This is a genomic window from Treponema sp. OMZ 803, from assembly GCF_024181165.1.
GTDB lineage: Bacteria > Spirochaetota > Spirochaetia > Treponematales > Treponemataceae > Treponema.
This window is the reverse complement of record NZ_CP051195.1, coordinates 275,203-295,794: the sequence shown is the minus strand read 5'-3', so window position 1 is coordinate 295,794 and position 20,592 is coordinate 275,203. Positions and strand designations below refer to the sequence as shown.

Below are 20,592 nucleotides of genomic sequence, written 5' to 3'. Positions count from 1 at the left end.
AATCGGGTGATTTGCTAGCGGATTGATGTCTTGACAAACTATATATTTTGCCGATAGCATAAAATGAGTATTTTTTAAATAACACGGAGTGATGCCCGGTGGTATCTAAAATGAGGAGAAACCTATGCATTTACATAAAAAAGCAGGTGCGGTGGTATTATTGACCGCCATTGCTATTCATTTATATGCGTTCGATTCCGGCTTCACGCTGGGGCTAAAGGCGAATTTTTCAGGTTCGTACACAGATCCTCATATTGGAAAAAAAGATATGGAGTATCTTGGCGCCCAATTTATGCGGGGTATGGTTGGGTTTGTTATGTCAGGAGAAGCCGAATTAGCTTATGCTTTCGATGCTGTGCGTTACTTTAATTGTCAAACAAATGACGTCTTTAGCGGACTCGGACTAGCCTTTAACCTTGGTATTGGACAGGGATTTTCCGGACAGATTTCTGGACAGTACAATGGAATTGTTAATAAGAATATAGAAGTTTATTGCCGTGTTTATATGACGCCTATAGTAACATTCGGTACAGCGGTTAAAGCTTTGTTCCTTCAAAAGAAACTTGCCTTGGGGTTCGGGATCGGAGGAAGAATGCTCGCAGATCCGCAACCGACTTATGAACTGTATACTAATCTGACCGATGAGGAAACAAAAACGTTGCATAACAACGGTAACGGCCCCGACTTTTACCCCGAAACGGGAACACTCTATATCCCCAAATCCATGATGAAAAAAATGAATCCGCTGGGGATTGTACTAAAAACTTCCATAGAATATAATCAGCCCATAATTTCCAGAATGGACATTACGATAGGAGCCTATGCTTCTTATAGCATTTACAAGCCGGGATATGTCTCTTTGCCTAAAAAAATAGCAAAAGCAGCCATCGAAAACGGCACCAAAAGAGGTGTTGGTGTTAATTTTGAAAGAGATAGCTTAAAGTCCTTTTATATGAATAATTTTGACTTCGGCATAAGTTTGGGGCTATTGTTTAAGGTATAAGAAGAATGTGCTTTTGCCTCAACTGCTAAAGCATGGGGTGGAAGCTTTTTTAGGTACTTAAAACCGCCTATAAAAAGTGTTTAAAAGGAAAATTTTTATGCAAATTAAAAAGATACTTATTTTAAGCTTAACGATTTTTGCCGGTTGCCTGTTTTTTTCATGCCAACCTGCTTTAGGTGCTTCGTGGTATAAACGTTCCGTTAAAGACGGCGAAGATAAGAAAATGCTGACCGTACAATCGATAACGGTATGCGGTGTAACGCTGTACCCTGAAGCCAATGGAGAAGACTTTATTGGAAAAGTAAATGCAAAAGATGCAATACTTTATCCCGACGATATAAGTGCCGCTGTAAAGGATAATACCGGCACTACCGTTGAAGTTTCGGTAACGATAAAAGGATCGGGGGGGCAGGCCAATTTAAAAGAAGGGGAACCTGTTACCGTGCCCATCATGTTGAAGACCATAGACGGTTCAAATCTTGAAATACAAAAATACCTTTTTTTAGAGCAGGACGGTTCTATGGGCGGCGGCGGGGCTGATTATAACCCCAAAGACCCGCACGGTAACAGTAAATTTATCGTAAAAATCAAAACCGAACATATTGAAGCCGATCCGTGGGACTATTATAAAGAAGGTGAGCCCGATAGTAGTGATGATGGTAATTTTAATTCGGCCAAATTCGATGAATGGATTCTCAATATGCCCAGCATGGACGGTATTATTGCTTCATATAAATTCAGGGAAGGAAGCTGGAGCGGCAGTCCTGAAATGGTCGACAACGTTCCGTCCGGAATAGGTTCGGGTATAAAAAGAATTTGGGATGTAAAAGTTTACCGTTACAAAAACAGAAACGATCGATGGACCGCAATAGGGTATACGCCGGCTCCCGACCCGAAAGACGAGCGTTTTTACTTTTTTAAATTTACGGCAAGTTCTGCCGGAGGTTCAGTCGGCGGGAAAAGCGGCCACGGCAGTTCCATGTTCTGTGTAGACCGGTATTCCAAATTTTTGTTTTATTACAGCGAACCGACTAAAATAACGAGTGTTTTCGGGAATGCCGTTCCTGAGGATTGGACTGATTATGCGGCTCCCACAAAAGGACAGCACACTAAATTTTCCGAACCCTTTTATATGACAGACCCGGTAGGCTTTGTAAAAGAAGACGGTTCCGTTGTTCTGTATCAATGGATAAAGGATAACATAAATAATGCCGACTACCATCCAAAACAGAATCCTGCTTATACACAGCCTGCCGGAAGAAAGGCCAACAAAGCGGGTTTTTCTCCATATAGGGAAAAATTAAAAATAACAAAAAAGACCATAACCAAGGATAAAAATCCGAAATACACGGCAGTTAAACCCGTTATTTTGGAACAGCCCAAAGACGGTTATGCAAAACTGAACAGCCCCGAACTCGTTTTTGAGGTAAAAACGGAACCTGTACCTGAAGGCGAAACGCTTTCGTATCAATGGTATAAGGCCGAAAATAAGACGGAAACAGGAACCGAAATTCCGGGTGCAACGGAAGCATCATACAAAATAACCGATACCTCAACCGAAACAAAATGCTATTTTTACTGCATCGTCAAAAACACGAATGCGGATAACAATAAATCGGAACAAACTGAAAGCGGACGGGCAAAATGCCACATAACTGACGGGCAAATTCAGTCCGACGCTTTAAACCCTGAAATAACGGAACAGCCTAAAGGCAAAACCCTTCGCCTTAACAGTGCAGAACAGCTTACCATTAGAGTAAAAGCCGTATCCAAAGACGGCGGCACCTTATCATATCAATGGTACAAGGCTGCCTCGTCTGTGGCAGAAGGAACGCCCGTAACGGATGCCGATAAAGCCGAGTACACCTTTACACCTGACGCCTCCGCCGCCGGCATAACATACTATTATTGCTTAGTTACGAATACGAACAATACCGTACACGGAGAACAGACTGCAAGCAAAAAAAGTGCTTATGCTGCAATCGAGATTGAAGAGTCTTACAAAGTTGAATTTTCTGTTTTGGGAGAAGAAGGAGGCACTCTTGCTGCTCTGCACAACGGTAAACCCATCAAATCCGGCGCGTATATAAAAAAGGGCGAACAAGTCAAATTTATCGCAACACCGGAGCCTAATTCTCGGTATAAGGTTAAAAAATGGTTTGGTGTATCGGAAGATGCATTTAAGGATCAAGATAAAACATTTGCGGTTATGACTGTAGAATCTGCAAACCTAAATGTTTCCGTATCTTTTATTACAATGTTCCTTAAAATAACCCCAAAAATTCACAATGAAAGTTTACAGTCGTGGAGTACGGCAGACGGTGATCACTTCAAGCATAAATATATTGATGGGGTTCATCTTTCTCGTAAGAATGCGGTTCAGGTAACCGGTGGAAGTAATATTACAGAATCATGGGGTTACATGTTTTCCATTGAAAACAATAGTGGGAAATGGATAAAGGTTAAGTCGGAAGATTTTATCAAAGTAGGAGCCGAAAAATCCGCAGATGCCGCTTGGTTGACAACCGAATTTTCTTCGTTTTCTGACTTAAAGATATCTCTTTCCAATTACCTGATTAAAGCAAATCGACACGATTATTGGTGGGCGGAATGGACGACATTGGGAGGTGGGAAGGTATATCCTCTTCAAGCCATCGACGACAACAGTATTTTTCCTTTGGTATACAATGAAACTACGGGAATGTGGACGGTAGATAAGGCCAATGTTAATATAAAACGCTCAGACGATATTCCGTTGCCGACCGAATTTGCAGGCACAAAGCCGAATCCTAACCGAAAAATTTCCTATAAGGGCGTAACGATTACCTACGACGAAAACTTTACCCTTGCCGACGGCGAAGAAAAAGACTTTGTAATTACTTATACGGTAGATAACCATGATGAAACTCGCTCAAAGGGAACCATAAAGGTTATTTACACGATAGGGTGGAAGTAGATGCAGATAGGTCTCTGGGGCCTTTGTGGTTAATAAAATCTCGGCGGGCACAGCGGTGAAACAAAGGATTTTACTATCCGGTATTGGATTGAACTTGAGGTACCGACATATGTGAAAGGACATGTTGGCGTAACCTATACCTTGAAGTGGGAGTAGAGCATAAACCCGCAGACTGTGGTAAGCTTGTGTAGATGGATTAGAATACGGTGTAGTGCTGTATAGTTACATAGCTGAAATTTATGAGAGCATCTAAAAACGTTAGTTTTTGGATGCTCTCTGTGTTTATGGCACGGATGCTGTTAGGCGCTATAGACTAGGTGCGATCTGCTCCTTTAGTAAGGTTTTGGCAGCGGGGTAGGACGAGCCGGTTTGGCGGTTGTACCGCATCCGAATAGATTGAAGATGTAGAGCGTTCTATGATATTATGAGAAGAGAGAAGAATGCTCTAAAATTGTAGCAGGAATCTTTTGATGGTTATGAGTGCAATAAACAGCGGAGGTAAGCTCTATACAATAGGGTGTTCGATTCATACTATCGAATCTTTCATTGATATTCTCAAAAAACACGAAGTTAATGTCGTCATTGACGTCCGATCTACTCCCTATAGCAAGCATACGGCTCAATTCAATAAAGAGAATTTACAAAGAGCGACAAGTCACAATCGTATCTATTATTCATCTTTTAGTAAGGAATTCGGTGCTAGGCGTAAAGAAAACTGTGTTTACACAAACGATACTGTCAGCTTTGATAAAGTAAAGCAGCTTCCCATATTTATTAATGGGGTAGAAAGAATTAGAAAAGGACTACAAGAAGGATATCGTATTGCTCTTATGTGCACGGAAAAAGAACCTGCCGACTGCCATAGATTTAGCCTTGTTGCCAAAGGTATTTCAGAGAGAATCGGTGTTTATGCAAATCATATTTTATATGACGGCACTCTAATGACGACTAAAGATATAGAGCAGCAGCTGCTTAAACAATATTCAATTGAGGCAGAATTATTTGACGGCAATGATGATCCGCTTGTTCAATTATATAAAACACTTGAACATAAAGTTGCGTACAGTTTACATAGCAGTGAGGTAGAGATTGAAAGATAAAATTTATACGATCGGATTTTCAAAAAAAAGTGCACGAAAATTTTTTTCATTATTAGGTCAATCGACGGCAAATAAACTTATTGATATCAGACTTAATAATGCCTCTCAATTGGCAGGATTTACAAAATCAAATGATCTGGAATTTTTTTTAGAAAAGCTCTTAAATTGGCAATATATTTATAAACCATTATTAGCTCCTACAAAAGACTTGTTACGTAATTATCAAAAGAAAGAAATTACCTGGGCAGATTATGAAGTTGAGTATTTAAGAATTATTGAACAAAGGAATATACTGAATATCATAAAAAAAGACGAGATCATCAACGGTGTATTACTTTGTAGTGAAGATCGTCCCGACCAGTGTCATAGAAGATTATTAGCGGAATATTTAGCACGAAATTGGGGAAATATTGAAATAATTCACCTATTTTAAATTTGTTAGACTTAATCACTGCGCTGAGTACATTCATAGGCTTCTATCTGGAATAGTCAATGATTACTAATGTGCAAGAATGTATAAAACCTAACAGCCATTTCAAATAAGATAGATATTACGGAATCGGCAATTTGAGCGGAATATTGATAGTGTTGGTCTTTTTTACTGAAAAGAAAGACAGAATACGGCTAATATCTGCGCGGCAAGCAGACAAAGACTTGAGGAAGGTATATTATATTTTCCACTAATAGACCGAACCGGATCTAATTACAATCAGGCTCTCTATAATTTCTCCCCCCAAAAGTGTATAATCATTGGTACATGGAAGCGCTTATACTTTTTTGAAGAGTAAGCAATACTTTAATTTTTTATAAGGAGAGACGTTATGGATCAAAAGAAACGAAAAGTAACGATTGTCGGTGCGGGCTCTGTCGGGGCTACATTTGCCTATGCGTTAGCTCAAAGCGGTTTTGCCGATGAGATTGCAATAACCGATATGAATAAAAACTTTGCGGAAGGACAGGCAATGGATCTTGTCCACGGCTTACCGTTTTTGCCGCAAGTCGATATTCATGCCGGCGGGCAGAACGATTACACCGACAGTGATATCATCGTAATAACCGCCGGAGCAAAACAGCAGCCGGGAGAAACGAGAATAGACCTCCTTAAGCGTAATGCCACCATCATTAAAACCATTGCCAAAGAAATCGCCGCAAGCGGCTGTAAAGGTGTTATGCTGCTTGTCAGTAACCCTGTCGATATTCTTACCAAGGTAGCGCTCGAAGCAAGCGGTTGGGATCGCGGAAGGGTTATCGGTTCCGGCACCGTCTTGGATACCGCTCGTTTCCGCTACGTACTCAGCAAAGAATGCGGCGTCGATGCCCGTAATATACACGGATACATCCTCGGCGAGCACGGCGACAGCGAATTTGCCGCATGGTCGATGACCACCATAGCCGGACGGCGCATCGACGAATACTGCGGCCACGGAGTTTGTAGTTCTGGTATTCACTTCGATAAAGAAAAAATCTTAGACGAAGTACGCCATTCCGCCTATCATATCATCGACTACAAAGGTTCAACCTATTTTGCCGTCGGTCTAGCACTTACCAGAATTGCCGGCGCCATTCTGCGAAATGAGCGCAGTATTCTTTCCGTTTCTACAGCCTTGAACGGCGAGTTCGGTCTGCATGACGCCTGCTTAAGCGTTCCCTGTATTGTCGGCAGAAACGGTGTTGACAGAATTATCGAAGGCGAACTACCCGCGGATGAACAGTCTGCGCTCGAATCAAGCGCCCGCCGACTTTACGATGCATACCTTTCCATTTGCTAAAAAACATACAAGCCTTTTGCAAATAGACCGTTGAACAGCATACATCCTTGTACGCTGTTCAACGACGAGATTTGTGTATAACACAAATCTCGCTACTGCTTACAACCACGGACATCCCTGTCCGCTTTGAAAAGCCTTTTACCGTAAGCCTTTTGAAAATATACGGTATAGATACGAGGCGCGAGCACAAATTAACCGCAGGCGTATCTTTGATACGTTGAGGATTAATTTGTGCGCAGCAACGAAGTAGATATGCTGTATATTTTCAAAAGGATAGCTTGCAGGGAGAGGGTAAGCGTGCTACACTTATCATATGAAAACTATCAATAAAGATTTACAATCTATTACGGAACACTTCCCTTCCGACTTTACGGAAAATGAAAAAGCGGCGGCGAAAACGCTTTTTTTAAAAAAGCTTTCGCTGTTAACACACGAGTTTTATGGCGGAAAACTGCAAACCGTCCCAAAATGCGGGATCTATGGGTTTAACTGGTTTAACGTTTGGTATACGCCGGGCGTATCCGCCGTTTCTACCGGAATCCGTGATAATCACGACAGCTCCTTTATGCTTTCCAATCGGGGAAACCTCGTAGCCGTTGTCAGCGATTCCACTCGCGTACTGGGGGACGGAGATTGTTCTCCTTCCGGCGGTCTCGGCGTTATGGAAGGAAAATGTATGCTGATGAAGTACTTAGGCGGTGTCGACGCGTATCCCATCTGTATCGATTCCTACGTCAAGCCGAATGAAGAAAAGAAATACAACTTCCCTGCCGGTAAACATTGCCCCGATAAGATTATCGACTTTGTGAAGATGCTGGAACCGAGCGTCGGCGCAGTTAATCTGGAAGATATTCAGCAGCCGGACTGCTTTAAAGTTCTGGATACGCTGCGGGAAGAATGCGACATTCCTGTTTGGCATGACGACGCTCAAGGAACGGCATGTATTACGCTTGCAGGGTTGCTCAATGCGCTGAAATTGGCAGGTAAAAAAATCGGAGACTGCCGCATCGTGTTACTCGGTGCCGGGGCTTCCAACACGACGATTGCACGCCTCATCCTGCAGGACGGCGGAGATCCCGCAAAGATGATTATTTGCGACTCCAAGGGTGCGCTCCATGCAGGCAGGGAAGACATCAAAGCCGATGCACGCTATTACCGCAAGTGGGAGCTGTGCCAAGCGACAAACCCCAAGCGGATAAACGACTTTAACGAAGCGCTAAAAGGCGCCGACGTGCTGATCGCCCTATCCAAACCGGGCCCCAACACGGTAACCAAAGAGCAAATTGCCTCTATGGGCGATAAACCCATCGTGTTTACCTGCGCAAATCCTGTCCCCGAAATTTGGCCGCACGATGCCAAAGCTGCCGGCGCCTTTATCACCGGTACCGGGCGCGGAGACTTCCCGAACCAAATCAATAACTCCGTCTGCTTCCCCGGCATCTTGAAAGGTGCGTTGTTGGTTCGTGCACGGAAGATTTCCGACGGTATGGCTATCCGCTGTGCGCACTCCATTGCCGACTATTCGGAGAAAAAAGGCATCGATCCTGAAAACATCGTCGTAAAGATGAATGATGAGGATGTCTTTGCCGTCGAAGCGGCCGATGTCGCAATGCAGGCGATAAAAGAAGGTCTTGCCCGTATCACTATTACATGGGATGAAGCATTTAAACGAGCTAAGGCCGAAATTGCAGAAAGCAGAGCGCTGACACAGCAGCTGATGGATAGCGGGTTTATCAAAGAACCGCCGCAAGACTTCTTTAATCAAGCGATGGATTACGCGATCGAACAAATCAAAAACCAGCGTAGCAAATAAAAACAAGCTTTCTGAATACGGAAATTTTATTCGTGCGGAGGGTTTAATACCCCGACGCTTGCGTCGGGGTTGTTGATTTAAAAAGCAAAGCGGTACAATAGCCGCTTAACCTTCATTTATAATCTTTGCCGCTGCGCATAGCAGCGGCAAAGTCTGTATAAAAGTTATATAAGACATAAAGACCGTTGTAGATTACTACAGCGATAACAGACAGCCAAATTACAATCTAAAAGCTGCAGCTATCCGTAACGTAAAAACATTACCGAAGCCGAATGTTGATCCGACTTTATTATTGTCGTCAGCGATATTTGATTTTTCCATACTACGCAAAAGTCCTGAAAAACTTATCATATCATGCAGTCCTATATTAATACCGATGTGCTCTGTAAAAATATATTGGAAGCCGATATGTAATGCTATTGGTGTCCACGCATGATAAAAATTTTCCAAACCTTGCCCATTTAAGCGCGTCCAAAATCTTCCCAGCGCAAGACCGGGGCCAATACCGGCATGAATACTGAAAGGCTGTTTAATTCCATACGTATAACCGAACAGCATTTGGCCGTCCCATATAAAACCGCGGACTTTCATTGACTCGGCACCGAAGCCGCCGCTTTTATATATGCCGACAGGGAGCGCTGCGTTATTAATAAGACTGAAGGTAAAGCCGCTGTTTTCATGAGTAAAATGCATATCAAGCCCTACAGCGGGAGCAAAAATAGTATATGTTGCCGCTTTATCTGAAGTATTAAGAGTGCCTCCGCTTATTATAACTTCATAACTTCGCACTGTATACGATGAAAATCCGATACCGGGTGAAAAAATAATTTCCGCAGCAAAACTATTTACTGCACCAATTAGAATACATAAAAAGAGTCCTGTTATTTTTTTCATTGCATGCCTCCTAATAGTCGAGTCTCGTCTTAAAAAGAGTATACATCTGACGAAAAAAAAACAAGCGGTCATCTGTAAGTCGTTTATTTGGCTGGATTTATCAGCACTCTTTGTAGAGCAGCCGCTTTTCTGTGCAGTGTGTAGTTCATGCAACAGCGGAAATCCAACAGGTACATCGAGCAGAGTCCTGCATAATTATCGTAAGACGATAAAGAGTTAATTTTAAACTCGCCGGGATGCCCCGAAAGTAACCGACTTTTTGGGCATCCCCGTACTGACTGCCGGTGTTTCCATACTCGGAACCACCGGCATTTTTCTTAAAAGGCAGGTACGGCCTCTTTTTCCGGGACGGTCTCCTCACGCATATCGTCTAACGCATCGGCAGGCTGTTTCCCGTTTTTGAACAAGGGCTTAAACTCGATATGTTCGGCTACCACTTTAATCTTGCTGTAGTGTTTGCCGTCGGTACCTACCCAGCGGTCTTGCTTTAAACGCCCGACAACCCGTACGCCGCGGCCTTTTGTGCAATTTTCTCCGCAGAGTTCCGCTAAGCGTGACCATGTTTCGACATCAAAGAATGAAGTTTCCTGCGTTGTTTGATCTTCCTGCTTAAAAAAACGGTTCGAAGCAATGGAAAACATACAGAGCGGTGTCCCCTTAGGCGTTGCCTTTACCACGGGATCGCGAACCACATTCCCCTCAATGATCAACGAATTCAAATTGTGCATAATAGCCTCCTAAAATAAGAGTACCGAGTTGCCGCTCGCCGCGGTGCCGGTCTCTTTTGATCTTGTAGTACCTGTTATATAAAGCATTCATTTAAAAATGGCTGGAAATTTACGGTATTTTTGCAAAAAAAAATAAAAAAATTTACAAACTTTTTTTATATGCACTATTAAGAGAAAAATCGATACGGTTGGAGCGATAGTCTTGACATTCGCCGTTATTCTAGGCTAATATACAAACCACTTATGGAGCGGTGGCCGAGTGGTTTAAGGCGGCGGTCTTGAAAACCGTTGTGCTGCGAGGTACCGGGGGTTCGAATCCCCCCTGCTCCGTAAAATAAAAGGCGGCACGTTCCTTTATACGTGCATATATAAAACCGATAACTTAGATAGGCAATAACTTTGGAGCGGTGCGAGAGTGGCCGAATCGGGCTCCCTGCTAAGGAGTTGTACCCATCCGGGTACCGGGGGTTCGAATCCCCCCTGCTCCGTAAGATAAAACCGGGTATTATTGTACATTAAATGGCTAGAATGCAGTAATGGACAAAGCATATCGGGGATATTTGAGATTATAGCTCAGTTGGATCAGAGCGTCAGATTGCGGATCTGAAGGTCGGCGGTTCGAGCCCGCCTAGTCTCATCGGTTTTTTTGTGTTTGAGATTATAGCTCAGTTGGATTAGAGCGTCAGATTGCGGATCTGAAGGTCGGCGGTTCGAGCCCGCCTAGTCTCATCGTTTTTTTTATTTTTGAGATTATAGCTCAGTTGGATTAGAGCGTCAGATTGCGGATCTGAAGGTCGGCGGTTCGAGCCCGCCTAGTCTCATGCTACTGGAGAGATGCGAGAGCGGTCGAATCGGGCGGTCTCGAAAACCGTTGTACCGCAAGGTACCGGGGGTTCGAATCCCCCTCTCTCCGTTTTTTAACGGAGCCGCGCGTTCAAGCATTGTCTTTCTTTATGCGTTTTACGAAACACCTTGAAAATTTCAATACTTTCAGGTGCTTTCAACACTTTGGAGAGATGTCCGAGTGGTCGAAGGTACACGATTGGAAGTCGTGTGTGCCCGAAAGGGTACCGAGGGTTCGAATCCCTCTCTCTCCGTACCGGGACCTATGCAAAGAAGGTTTTTCGAACCCCGTCAGATCCGGAAGGAAGCAGCGGTAGATTAATTCTTCTTGTGCCGTAGTGCTCCCGGTTTTTTATATCCTCTGTAAGTTTTCTTTCTCAGTTGACCGTATCCCTCCAATTTATTCTATAAGAATAGTCATTGCATTCATTAGAAAGATGATCGCATCGGCTAACAAGCAACTTGTACATTTAGACTGATAGCGGTATGATAGCGGCTGCTTCGTAACACTTTTAATGATAGGAGTAATAATGAACGAACATAAATTATTTACCTCGGAATCGGTCGGAGAAGGCCATCCCGATAAACTTTGTGATCAAATTTCTGATGCAGTTTTGGACGCTTGTTTACGTGATGATCCCGAAAGCCATGTTGCGTGCGAAACCTTTGCTTCAACTGCGTTAATCCTTATCGGTGGAGAGATTACCACCAATACTTTTGTTGATATACAGCAAACAGCCCGCAATATTGCGCGGGACATCGGCTATACCGATTCCGCATTCGGACTTGACTGCAACTCTATGGCTGTTTTAAGTATGATTCATGCTCAGTCCCCCGATATTGCGCAGGGGGTAAACGGTACCGGCCTCAGCGAGTATCAGAACCAAATGGGTGCAGGGGATCAGGGGATGATGTTCGGCTATGCGTGTAAAGAAACACCGGAATTGATGCCTGCCCCTATCATGTATGCACATAAGCTGCTGCGGAAGGCATCGCAGTTGCGTAAGTCGAAAGAGATCGATTGGCTGCGCCCCGATGCAAAGAGTCAAGTAACGGTAGAATACGAAGGAGATAAACCCGTGCGTATCGATACGGTCGTTATCTCCCATCAGCATGACCCCGAAATTTCTTATGCTTCGTTAAAAGAAGCGATTATCGAAAAGATTGTTAAACCCGTCCTTGAACCGACCGGTTTACTGGATTCAAAGACAAAATTCTTTATTAACCCGACCGGCCGCTTTGTTATCGGCGGCCCCTTCGGCGACACCGGTTTAACGGGGCGGAAGATCATCGTGGATACCTACGGCGGTATGGGGAGGCACGGCGGCGGTGCCTTTTCCGGTAAAGATCCGACCAAGGTAGATCGTTCAGCTGCATATATGGCGCGCTATGTCGCAAAGAATATCGTTGCTGCGGGTTTAGCCGAACGGTGCGAGTTGCAGTTTGCCTACGCTATCGGTGTACCGTTTCCCGTTTCGATTCGGGTAGATTCCTTCGGTACTGCAAAGGTTCCGGAAGATGCAATCGAAAAAGCCGTTCAGCAGGTATTCGATCTCAGCCCTGCCGGTATTATCAAGACATTGGATTTACGTAAACCTATTTATCAAGCGACCGCTGCCTACGGGCACTTTGGCCGCCCCGAATTCAGTTGGGAAAAAACCGATAAGATTGACGCTCTAAAAGCAGCTATAAAATAGTAGCGACATGCATATCCTGCTGCGTGGCGTTCTTGTTTTAGTTTTTACCTCTTGGTTATGTACCTCTTGTGCCGATCCCGCGTCGTCGGTATCGCTTGCATTGCCGGTAGACAGCGATGATACTGCGGTTTATCTATTAGCTGCATCCGTTTCCGGTATGCAGAGCCGGTGCGTGCCGCTCAAGGCTTTAAATACAAATGCCCAAACGGGTACGATAGATGATCCGGAAAAATCCGATGTCATGTGCTTCGCTTTTGAAAAAAGCCCTACGATGTTCGGTTTAACCGATTCCGGCTTATATGCCCTCGAGCTGGAGTTTGAACCGTTAGAGTTCACCGGTCAATCGAGCCGCACAGCACCTATCAACCCAAACGCTATTCAAACTGATGCTGCCCAATTTGCCGTAGGGCTGCTTTATGCAAACGATTTTTCCGCTTTCGGTAAGTTAAAAGAAAACTTCCGCCCGCAGCATCCCGTTACAGCGAAGCTGCTGCCGCGAGGAACCCTTACGGTCAGCATCGGCTTTGCAGGCATAGCGGTAGGGACAGCTCATATTAGGGGCTTTATGGTTTCGGCGCAATCGGCTCTAAGACTGAAAAGTGCAGCTGTTGTACCCGTTCGGTATGGCTGGTTAAAAGATGGAGCTGCGCTTTGGTATGGTACAACCGCCGATGGAGATGTTATCCCGCCGGAATTATGTACCGAATCGGGAGTTCCCCTACGCACGGAGTTCCCTAAACCGTCGGCGATTATGCGTGCGGGAAATACGGAGACAGGCGGTAGGGACTCTATCAGTATTCATTTTGACAAAACCCAACCGGTTAATCTGACGGCAGGGCAAAAACAGCCGCGCCTTTCGTTTCAATGCGGTGACAAGCGTATATCCGTATTTCGCGCACCGGATATATACCAACTTACGCTTGACAGCTGCCTTTTTTCCGATCCTCTTTTAACGCTTGAACAGATTGATGCGGATAAGGCGGCCGCTGCGGATATGCCGCCTGATGCGGAGCGGTTATCCAATACGGATACGCTTCCTGATACGGGTGAGCAGGCAGATGCGGCAGCCATAGTCTGCGGTATTACGATCGAATATTCTACCCCCTCTCTGATGACTCCGATTACTGCCGATCCGGGGCTTATTCCGGATTGGCCGCAAGAACAATGGCGACAGCCCTCTTACGAGCTGTTTTCATGGGAACAATTTCCTTCGGTGCTGATCTTTGATTTTGCCGACTATTCGGTACAGGATGCCTATCTTAAACGGCTTTCGTTCTTTGCGGAAAAAAAAGGCTTTACGGGAAAGCTTCTTTCAGATGGAGCGCTGACTTCTCTCCACGGGTTTAATGCCCACGACTACAGAGCAGAAACGCTTGCAGCATTCTTTCAAAAGGCCGAAGAAGAACATTTCCTGCTTAACAAATCGGAATTGCATTTACGAAAAATTCTTTTCCGTAACGGCATTATTATTCGTACGGAAACCGGTATTGAGGCGGGGGAGGGTGCAATCGTATCTATAAGCCGTCAATCTGAGCGGGATCTCCGTTACCGGTTTATTACCCACGAATGTCTGCACGGTATTTATTTTACGGAAGAAAACTTCCGTGATACGGTAACGGAGGTCTTTCGGCAGACGAACCCACGCGCCGCGCTATTTTTACGCCGTTATTTTGAAATATATCCGGCCTTGCAGTATAACACTAACGACGATTACCTGCTGCAAAACGAGTTTATGGCTTATCTTCTCCAACAAAGCAATGATTTACTTCAACAATATTTTGTACAGCTTTCATGGCTCCGGTTAATGAATACAGCTGAACCGGCTCTTTGCAGATACATTCGCAAGACCAAGGTGAAAGATTTTATGCAGGCAGCGATGCAAATGGATTCTTTTTTATATACGACATGGGGAGTAAGGGGGGGAAGAATATCTTTAGTAAATATGGAAACTTTGTAAAAAATCGATAAATTTCAATATTATTATTGAAACGTTTTTTGTATTTCATGGTTTAATCATTTATCTTTAATCCTGCGAGGGAAATTATGAATTTTGAAGAGATTCTAAATCAATGGGAAGCGCAGACACAACAGCCTTATGGAAAGAAGCGGATTCATAAAGACTTAAAAAATCCGACAGCCGTAGCGTATGCCCTCGAAAATACTCAAACGTTAAACCCGATGGATTATTGGCTACGCCGTTACGGCGTTTATGACAAAGATGCGAATAATTCCGAAAATACAGCCCTTTTTGATAATCTAGCCGATAAACAGCGGCTACGGGCAATGCGCCCCCAAGCTGAAATCGATTTGCATGGCATGACACTGGAAGAAGCCTATGGTGCACTGGTTACTTTTTTTGAAGACGCCTTACGCAGGAAGTATCAGAAAATACTCATCATTCACGGGAAAGGGAATCATTCCCAAAACGGCCCGGTACTGTCACGGTTTGTACAAAAATTTTTAGAAACAAATGCCCATGCGGGTGAAACAGGGCACCCTAAAGGACGCGACGGAGGAACAGGTTCGACATGGGTAATATTAAAATAAATACCTTTGCCCAAAATTTTACGCAGTTTATTTGTGCGGAGAGTAAACGCATCAGGTAGAGTAGATTAAAATCGCAGGATATTTGAGATTGGGCAAGCATTTGAGACGCAGCGCGGCGAAACTCTGCTTGACCAGTTGCAAATATTCTGCGTGAATATCAAAAAATACCTGATGCGTTTGCCCGTCTGTCCCCAAAAAATATTAAATAGTTCCATTGTCATAATAGCGAAAAAGAATTACAATCAGCAATTATTATGGATACCCAGTCGGATATTGTAGCTAGGGAAAAGGACAATGCCCTCACTCGGCATGCTTTAGTAATGCAGATAGCGCTCTACGCCGGAGAACTGCTTGTTCGCAACGGGGCAGAAATGTACCGCGCCGAAGAAACGATCGTGCGGATAAGCGAAGCGGGCGGTGTGTACGATGTTACCCCTTTTGTTACTCCCACCATTCTCTTTATCGCAAAAGGCGATAGAGAAAACGTACTTTATACAAAGGATATCAAAAAAAGAGGCAACAATATCGCTAAGATTACCTTAGTCAGTGATTTTTCTCGCAAGTTTGTGGAAGGCAAAATCGATATATCCGATGCAATGGATTGCCTACGCAAGATAGATGAATATAAAGGATACCCGTATCGATTCCTGTTATTTGCTACCGGTATCGGGTGCGGTATTTTTGCAGTTTTAGTAGGCGGAAAATTCGGAGACTTTGTCGCAGCGTTTTTTGCTTCATATATTGCCGTTTTTATCAGCGATAAAATAATGGTGCGTTCCCGTACTGTTTTTACCGGTAATTTTATCGCAAGCATGTTTGTGGGAGTCATTTCCATTATATCTTTTGAAATTAAATTAGTTGACAACCTCGACAATATCATCGTCGGTGCGGCACTTGCTCTTGTTCCAGGGGTTGCATTTACTGCAGGAATCAGAGATTTTATCTCAGGCGATTTGCTCTCCGGTATCGCGCGTATCGGAGAAGCAATTCTTGTCGCCATTGCAATTGCGTTCGGAGTCGGCAGTATTTTAATGCTCTACTCGATTTTTGGAGGACTTTAATGCCGATCTATGTCCATACCGTGCTTGCCTTTATCAGCTGTCTCGGTTTTGGCGTTCTGTTTAATGTTCAGAAACGAACATTATTGCTCGCGGCCCTTAACGGTGCAATCGGCTGGACAATCCTGTTAAGTCTTGACATTCCACAAGTCAGCTATATCTTTGCAAATCTGCTGTCAGCTATTGTGGTCGGCCTCCTGGCGGAACTCTTTGCTGTTATTCAAAAAACTCCTGCGACCTCTTTTATCGTTATCGGTATTATCCCGTTAGTCCCGGGTTTCCGCGTATATCGTTCTATGCTTTTCTTTGTGCGCGGCGATCTGGATAAGGGGCTTGCTGAAGGTGTTCATTCATGTTTTATGGCAGTTGCAATCTCGGTCGGTATTATCCTCTCTACCTCCATTGTCCGCATGATTCGGCGGCCTATCAAAGACTTTATAAAGAATAAACGATAGAAAAGCTCGTATAAATTGACAGCCTAGAGTAATTGCAATAAAATATTATTGTATACTTATGGGGTAGTCTGCCCCTTTCAAAAAAGTATAGGAGGTCGATATGAAGCTTGAACTGGGAATTATCCCTATTCATGAGATGCGGTTTTCCGATAAAACTGCCATCAAAGGAACTTGTCTCGAAATAAACAAGGATGAGCTGATATCTTTGATTAAAGAAGATCCGCTTATCACTGATGTTTCACTGACAATTACCAAACCGGGCGACAAGACCCGGATTATTTCCGTTAAAGACGTTATTGAACCGCGCTGCAAGGTTGAAGGCAGCGGCGTATGTTTTCCCGGATTTTTTACCGGCGAAGAAGATACGGTCGGCTCGGGTAAAACCGCCGTACTCCGCGGTGCAGCGGTGGTAACAACCGGTACCGTTGTCGGATTCCAAGAAGGTATTATCGATATGAGCGGCCCCGGTGCCGAATACACGCCGTTTTCCCGCACGATTAACCTTGTGGTAAAAGGCACCGTGAAAGACGACACCACTCGTGCAGTTAAAGAAAAATCACTTCGTTTGATGGGGCTTAAAGCCGCACGCTATTTGGGTAATGCCGCAAAGTCCGTTGCTCCGGCTGAAACCGAAGTGTACGAAACCTTGAACCCGATTGAACAGGCTAAGCAATATCCCAATCTGCCGAAGGTTGGCTATGTCTATGCACTCCAGAGTCAGGGATTGCTGCATGACACCTACTACTACGGCGTCGATGTTAAGCAGATTGTTCCAACCATTATGTATCCCACTGAGGCGATGGACGGCGCAGTCGTAAGCGGCAACTGCGTTTCCGCCTGCGACAAAAACCCGACGTATGTGCACCAGAACAGCCCCGTTATCCACGAACTGTATAAGCGGCACGGAAAGGATTACAACTTTATCGGCGTCATCGTAACCAACGAGAACGTGACGCTGGCGGATAAAGAGCGCTCTTCTTCTTTAACTGCACGGCTTGCGGAACAGCTCGGCCTTGATGCAGTGATTATCTCCGAGGAAGGTTTCGGTAACCCCGACGCCGACTTGATGATGAACTGCCGCAAGATTGCTGCAAAGGGCATTAAAACAGTATTGCTGACCGACGAATATGCCGGACAGGACGGCGCGAGTCAGTCGCTTGCGGATGCTCATCCTTCTGCGGATGCCGTAGTGTCGAACGGAAATGCCAATCAGGTTATCAAACTGCCTAAGATGGATTTGGTTATCGGCGATCCCCAACAAGCAAACGTTATTGCAGGTGCATGGGACGGCAGCTTACACAAAGACGGAAGTATTGAAGCGGAATTACAGGTTATTACCGGCGCAACGAATGAGCTGGGCTTCTGGAATTTATCCGCATGCGGATTATAAGAGGTAAACAATGAAAAAGATTGTACACTATATCAACCAATTCTTTGCCGGAAAGGGCGGGGAAGATGTTGCCGACTACAAGATTGAAGTAATCGACGGAAATGCCGGACCCGGTATGGGAATTCAAGCAGCGCTCGGCGATGCGGGGAAAATCGTTAAGACGATTATCTGCGGTGATAACTATTTTAACGACCACACCGATGAGTGTATGGGATTTATCCAAGATGTTTTAAGGGAAAACAAAGCGGATTTGCTAATTGCCGGCCCCGGTTTTAACGCCGGCCGTTACGGTATGGCATGCGGCGGTGCTGCAAAAGCGGCGGCTGCGCTTGGCATTCCCGCTGTTTCCGGGCTATATGAAGAGAACCCCGGTTACGATGTGTTTAAAGCATGTATGTACACCGTTAAAACAAAGAATTCCGCTGCCGATATGCGCCATGCAGTACCGGCTATTGCTGCAGTTGCAAAGAAAATTTTAAACGGTGAAGCAATCGACCTTGCAGCCGATGGCTTATTGCCGCGCGGTATCCGCCAAAACTACTTTGCAAAAGAGCGCGGAGCAAAACGTGCCGTCGATATGCTCGTACAAAAGCTCAAAGGTGAAGCTTTCGTTACCGAATATCCGATGCCGGTTTTCGACCGTGTACCGCCCCATGCACCTATCGCCGATATTTCCAAGGCAGTTATCGCATTGGTTACTTCAGGCGGTGTTGTTCCGAAAGGGAACCCCGATCATATTGAAGCGTCTTCCGCTTCTCACTACGGTGAATACTCCATCGCGGGACTTACAGAACTGACATCCGAAAACAGCGAAACGGCGCACGGCGGTTATGATCCTACTTATTGTAATGCTAACCCCAACCGTGTTTTACCGGTCGATGTACTGCGTGATATGGAACGCGAGCATAAAATAGGAAAGTTGTATGAGCTGTATTACACGACGGTCGGTAACGGCACCAGCGTTGCGAATGCAAAGCGATTTGCGTCCGAAATTGCCGGAAAGCTTGTAAACGCCGGAGTGCAGGCAGTTATTCTTACCTCCACGTGAGGCACCTGTACTCGTTGCGGTGCAACGATGGTTAAAGAAATTGAAAAAGTTTTACCGGTTGTGCATATTGCGACCGTTGTTCCGATTTCAAAAACAGTAGGAGCGAACAGAATTGTACCGGCGGTAGCAATTCCTCACCCGCTCGGAAACCCGACAATGAACGCAAAGGACGAAAAAGAATTACGCCGTGCGCTTGTCGAAAAAGCTTTAAAAGCCTTACAAACGCCCATCACAGAGCAGACTGTTTTCTAAAAGACCGGCTAACGGCTTCGGCTGTTAGCTGATGTTGGAAGCAAGAAGTTCTTGTGTGAACGCCCTCTAAAACGCATCGTTTTAGAGGGCATTTTTATAAAAATACCGTTATCGATACTTAGTATTGACCGCGGCAAGTGCAGGAAGCAGATTATCGGTAAAAAAGCGGTCATCAATCGGGAGATTGGCGGCGGTTCTGCCTAAATGCACATCCTTGCGGTTTGCTCCGTGAAAGTCGCTGCCGGCAGTAACAATCAACCCGAGACTTTCGGCAAGTTCTTGTAGCCGGATACATTCACCGTACCGCGCCCCCGAATGCCATGCTTCAAGGCCTACTAAGCCTTCTTTTTTAAATTGGGCGATGGTTTCAGGCAGTTTTCCCCACGAAAGATAGAGCGACATCGGATGAGCCAATACAGGAACGCCGTGTGCGTCTTTGATAGCGTCAATTGATTCCGTAAGCGGTAAACATTCCTTTTCAATATAAAACAGACGTCCTTTTGCAAGGTATTTCAGGAAGGCATCTTGAATGGATTTTGCTTTTTTCTCTTGTACAAGATACTTTGCAAAATGAGGCCGTCCGATTACCGCTCCGCCGGCGAGTTGGGCGAGCTTTTCTTCGTCGATGACGATCCCCGCCTCATTAAATTTTTCTATTATCTTACGGTTCCGTTCCAGCCGTTTTTCCTGCGCATACTGCATAAGACCGCAGAGTGTTTTATTTTCGATATCGATTCCCAGTCCGAGTAGATGCAGCTCGCCCGGCTGCCATTCAACACTGATTTCTATTCCCGGCAAAACACGGATGCCGAGCGCTTCCCCTGCCTGTTGTGCTTCCGCAACGCCCGCTACGGTGTCGTGATCGGTAAGGGCAAACAGCGAAAGTCCCGCCTTATGCGCTTCCGCTGCCAGTTCCGCCGGTGAAAAAGTACCGTCGGAGGCTGTGGAATGAGTATGCAAATCTATCATAGCAATCATTATAGCAAAAAGATTCATAATGCACTAGGTTTTTTCCGCGAGGTATGATATAATCATCGCA

General features: G+C 45.0%; 16 protein-coding genes, 7 tRNA genes, 1 other RNA gene and 1 pseudogene. 22 read left to right on the top strand and 3 right to left on the bottom strand.

Going from position 1 to position 20,592, the window contains the following annotated elements:
* Positions 1–124: 124 nt before the first annotated feature.
* The 7 genes and pseudogenes from ABH09_RS01325 (at position 125) to ABH09_RS01300 (ending at position 8,641) form a co-directional block, all read left to right on the top strand.
* A complete protein-coding gene (locus ABH09_RS01325; protein WP_253714913.1) occupies positions 125–1,003 on the top strand; it encodes a hypothetical protein in 879 nt (292 codons plus the stop codon).
* Between the two features lie 97 nt (positions 1,004–1,100).
* Entirely contained in the window at positions 1,101–3,959 is a 2,859-nt protein-coding gene (locus tag ABH09_RS01320; protein ID WP_253714912.1) for a hypothetical protein, read from the top strand.
* Positions 3,960–4,429: 470 nt separating this feature from the next.
* Positions 4,430–5,059: a DUF488 domain-containing protein gene (locus ABH09_RS01315; RefSeq protein WP_253715715.1), complete on the top strand. Its 630-nt coding sequence runs from the start codon at positions 4,430–4,432 to the stop codon at positions 5,057–5,059.
* On the top strand, positions 5,049–5,492 hold the full coding sequence (locus ABH09_RS01310) for a DUF488 domain-containing protein (protein WP_253714911.1): 444 nt from the start codon (positions 5,049–5,051) through the stop codon (positions 5,490–5,492). Before ABH09_RS01315 ends, ABH09_RS01310 begins: the two co-directional genes overlap by 11 nt.
* 110 nt (positions 5,493–5,602) lie before the next feature.
* Positions 5,603–5,743 (top strand): annotated as a pseudogene (locus ABH09_RS12985) (BrnT family toxin); the annotation flags it as partial.
* 137 nt (positions 5,744–5,880) lie between these two features.
* Positions 5,881–6,828 (top strand): L-lactate dehydrogenase, encoded by a 948-nt coding sequence (locus ABH09_RS01305; RefSeq protein WP_162662121.1) that lies wholly within the window; start codon positions 5,881–5,883, stop codon positions 6,826–6,828.
* Positions 6,829–7,141: 313 nt separating this feature from the next.
* A complete protein-coding gene (locus tag ABH09_RS01300) occupies positions 7,142–8,641 on the top strand; it encodes an NAD(P)-dependent malic enzyme (protein ID WP_162662120.1) in 1,500 nt (499 codons plus the stop codon).
* Between the two features lie 219 nt (positions 8,642–8,860).
* Here ABH09_RS01300 and ABH09_RS01295 read toward each other — a convergent pair whose 3' ends face one another.
* Together ABH09_RS01295 and ABH09_RS01290 are read right to left on the bottom strand one after the other, a co-directional pair.
* Positions 8,861–9,535, bottom strand: coding sequence for a DUF2715 domain-containing protein (locus ABH09_RS01295; protein ID WP_253714910.1), 675 nt, complete (start codon positions 9,533–9,535; stop codon positions 8,861–8,863).
* Positions 9,536–9,852: 317 nt separating this feature from the next.
* Positions 9,853–10,263, bottom strand: coding sequence for a single-stranded DNA-binding protein (locus ABH09_RS01290; RefSeq protein ID WP_253714909.1), 411 nt, complete (start codon positions 10,261–10,263; stop codon positions 9,853–9,855).
* Between the two features lie 245 nt (positions 10,264–10,508).
* Between ABH09_RS01290 and ABH09_RS01285 the strand changes: the two genes are divergently transcribed.
* The 15 genes from ABH09_RS01285 (at position 10,509) to ABH09_RS01215 (ending at position 19,553) form a co-directional block, all read left to right on the top strand.
* A tRNA-Ser gene (locus ABH09_RS01285) sits at positions 10,509–10,593 on the top strand.
* A gap of 71 nt (positions 10,594–10,664) precedes the next feature.
* A tRNA-Ser gene (locus ABH09_RS01280) sits at positions 10,665–10,751 on the top strand.
* 74 nt (positions 10,752–10,825) lie between these two features.
* Positions 10,826–10,900: transfer RNA gene (locus tag ABH09_RS01275), tRNA-Arg, on the top strand.
* A gap of 17 nt (positions 10,901–10,917) precedes the next feature.
* Positions 10,918–10,992 (top strand) — tRNA-Arg (locus ABH09_RS01270).
* A 17-nt stretch (positions 10,993–11,009) separates the two neighbouring features.
* A tRNA-Arg gene (locus ABH09_RS01265) sits at positions 11,010–11,084 on the top strand.
* 7 nt (positions 11,085–11,091) lie between these two features.
* A tRNA-Ser gene (locus ABH09_RS01260) sits at positions 11,092–11,176 on the top strand.
* A 97-nt stretch (positions 11,177–11,273) separates the two neighbouring features.
* Positions 11,274–11,360 (top strand) — tRNA-Ser (locus tag ABH09_RS01255).
* An RNA gene (gene ffs / locus ABH09_RS01250) (signal recognition particle sRNA small type) lies at positions 11,361–11,459 on the top strand.
* A 177-nt stretch (positions 11,460–11,636) separates the two neighbouring features.
* Positions 11,637–12,803, top strand: a complete 1,167-nt coding sequence (gene metK / locus ABH09_RS01245) for a methionine adenosyltransferase (protein ID WP_253714908.1) — start codon at positions 11,637–11,639, stop codon at positions 12,801–12,803.
* Positions 12,804–12,810: 7 nt separating this feature from the next.
* Positions 12,811–14,760 (top strand): hypothetical protein, encoded by a 1,950-nt coding sequence (locus tag ABH09_RS01240; RefSeq protein ID WP_253714907.1) that lies wholly within the window; start codon positions 12,811–12,813, stop codon positions 14,758–14,760.
* Positions 14,761–14,846: 86 nt separating this feature from the next.
* Entirely contained in the window at positions 14,847–15,350 is a 504-nt protein-coding gene (locus ABH09_RS01235; RefSeq protein WP_253714906.1) for a Smr/MutS family protein, read from the top strand.
* Between the two features lie 254 nt (positions 15,351–15,604).
* The gene (locus ABH09_RS01230) at positions 15,605–16,411 is read left to right on the top strand and encodes a threonine/serine exporter family protein (RefSeq protein WP_162662114.1); all 807 of its coding nucleotides are present in this window, start codon (positions 15,605–15,607) and stop codon (positions 16,409–16,411) included.
* Positions 16,411–16,863, top strand: coding sequence for a threonine/serine exporter family protein (locus ABH09_RS01225; RefSeq protein ID WP_162662113.1), 453 nt, complete (start codon positions 16,411–16,413; stop codon positions 16,861–16,863). Before ABH09_RS01230 ends, ABH09_RS01225 begins: the two co-directional genes overlap by 1 nt.
* Before the next feature lie 100 nt (positions 16,864–16,963).
* Positions 16,964–18,253 (top strand): glycine/sarcosine/betaine reductase component B subunit, encoded by a 1,290-nt coding sequence (locus tag ABH09_RS01220; RefSeq protein WP_162662112.1) that lies wholly within the window; start codon positions 16,964–16,966, stop codon positions 18,251–18,253.
* A 10-nt stretch (positions 18,254–18,263) separates the two neighbouring features.
* Complete coding sequence (locus tag ABH09_RS01215; RefSeq protein ID WP_253714905.1) at positions 18,264–19,553, top strand: glycine/betaine/sarcosine/D-proline family reductase selenoprotein B; 1,290 nt, start codon at positions 18,264–18,266, stop codon at positions 19,551–19,553.
* Between the two features lie 108 nt (positions 19,554–19,661).
* On the opposite strand, the gene ABH09_RS01210 is transcribed toward ABH09_RS01215, so the two are convergent.
* Positions 19,662–20,522, bottom strand: coding sequence for a PHP domain-containing protein (locus ABH09_RS01210; protein ID WP_253714904.1), 861 nt, complete (start codon positions 20,520–20,522; stop codon positions 19,662–19,664).
* Between the last annotated feature and the right edge of the window lie 70 nt (positions 20,523–20,592).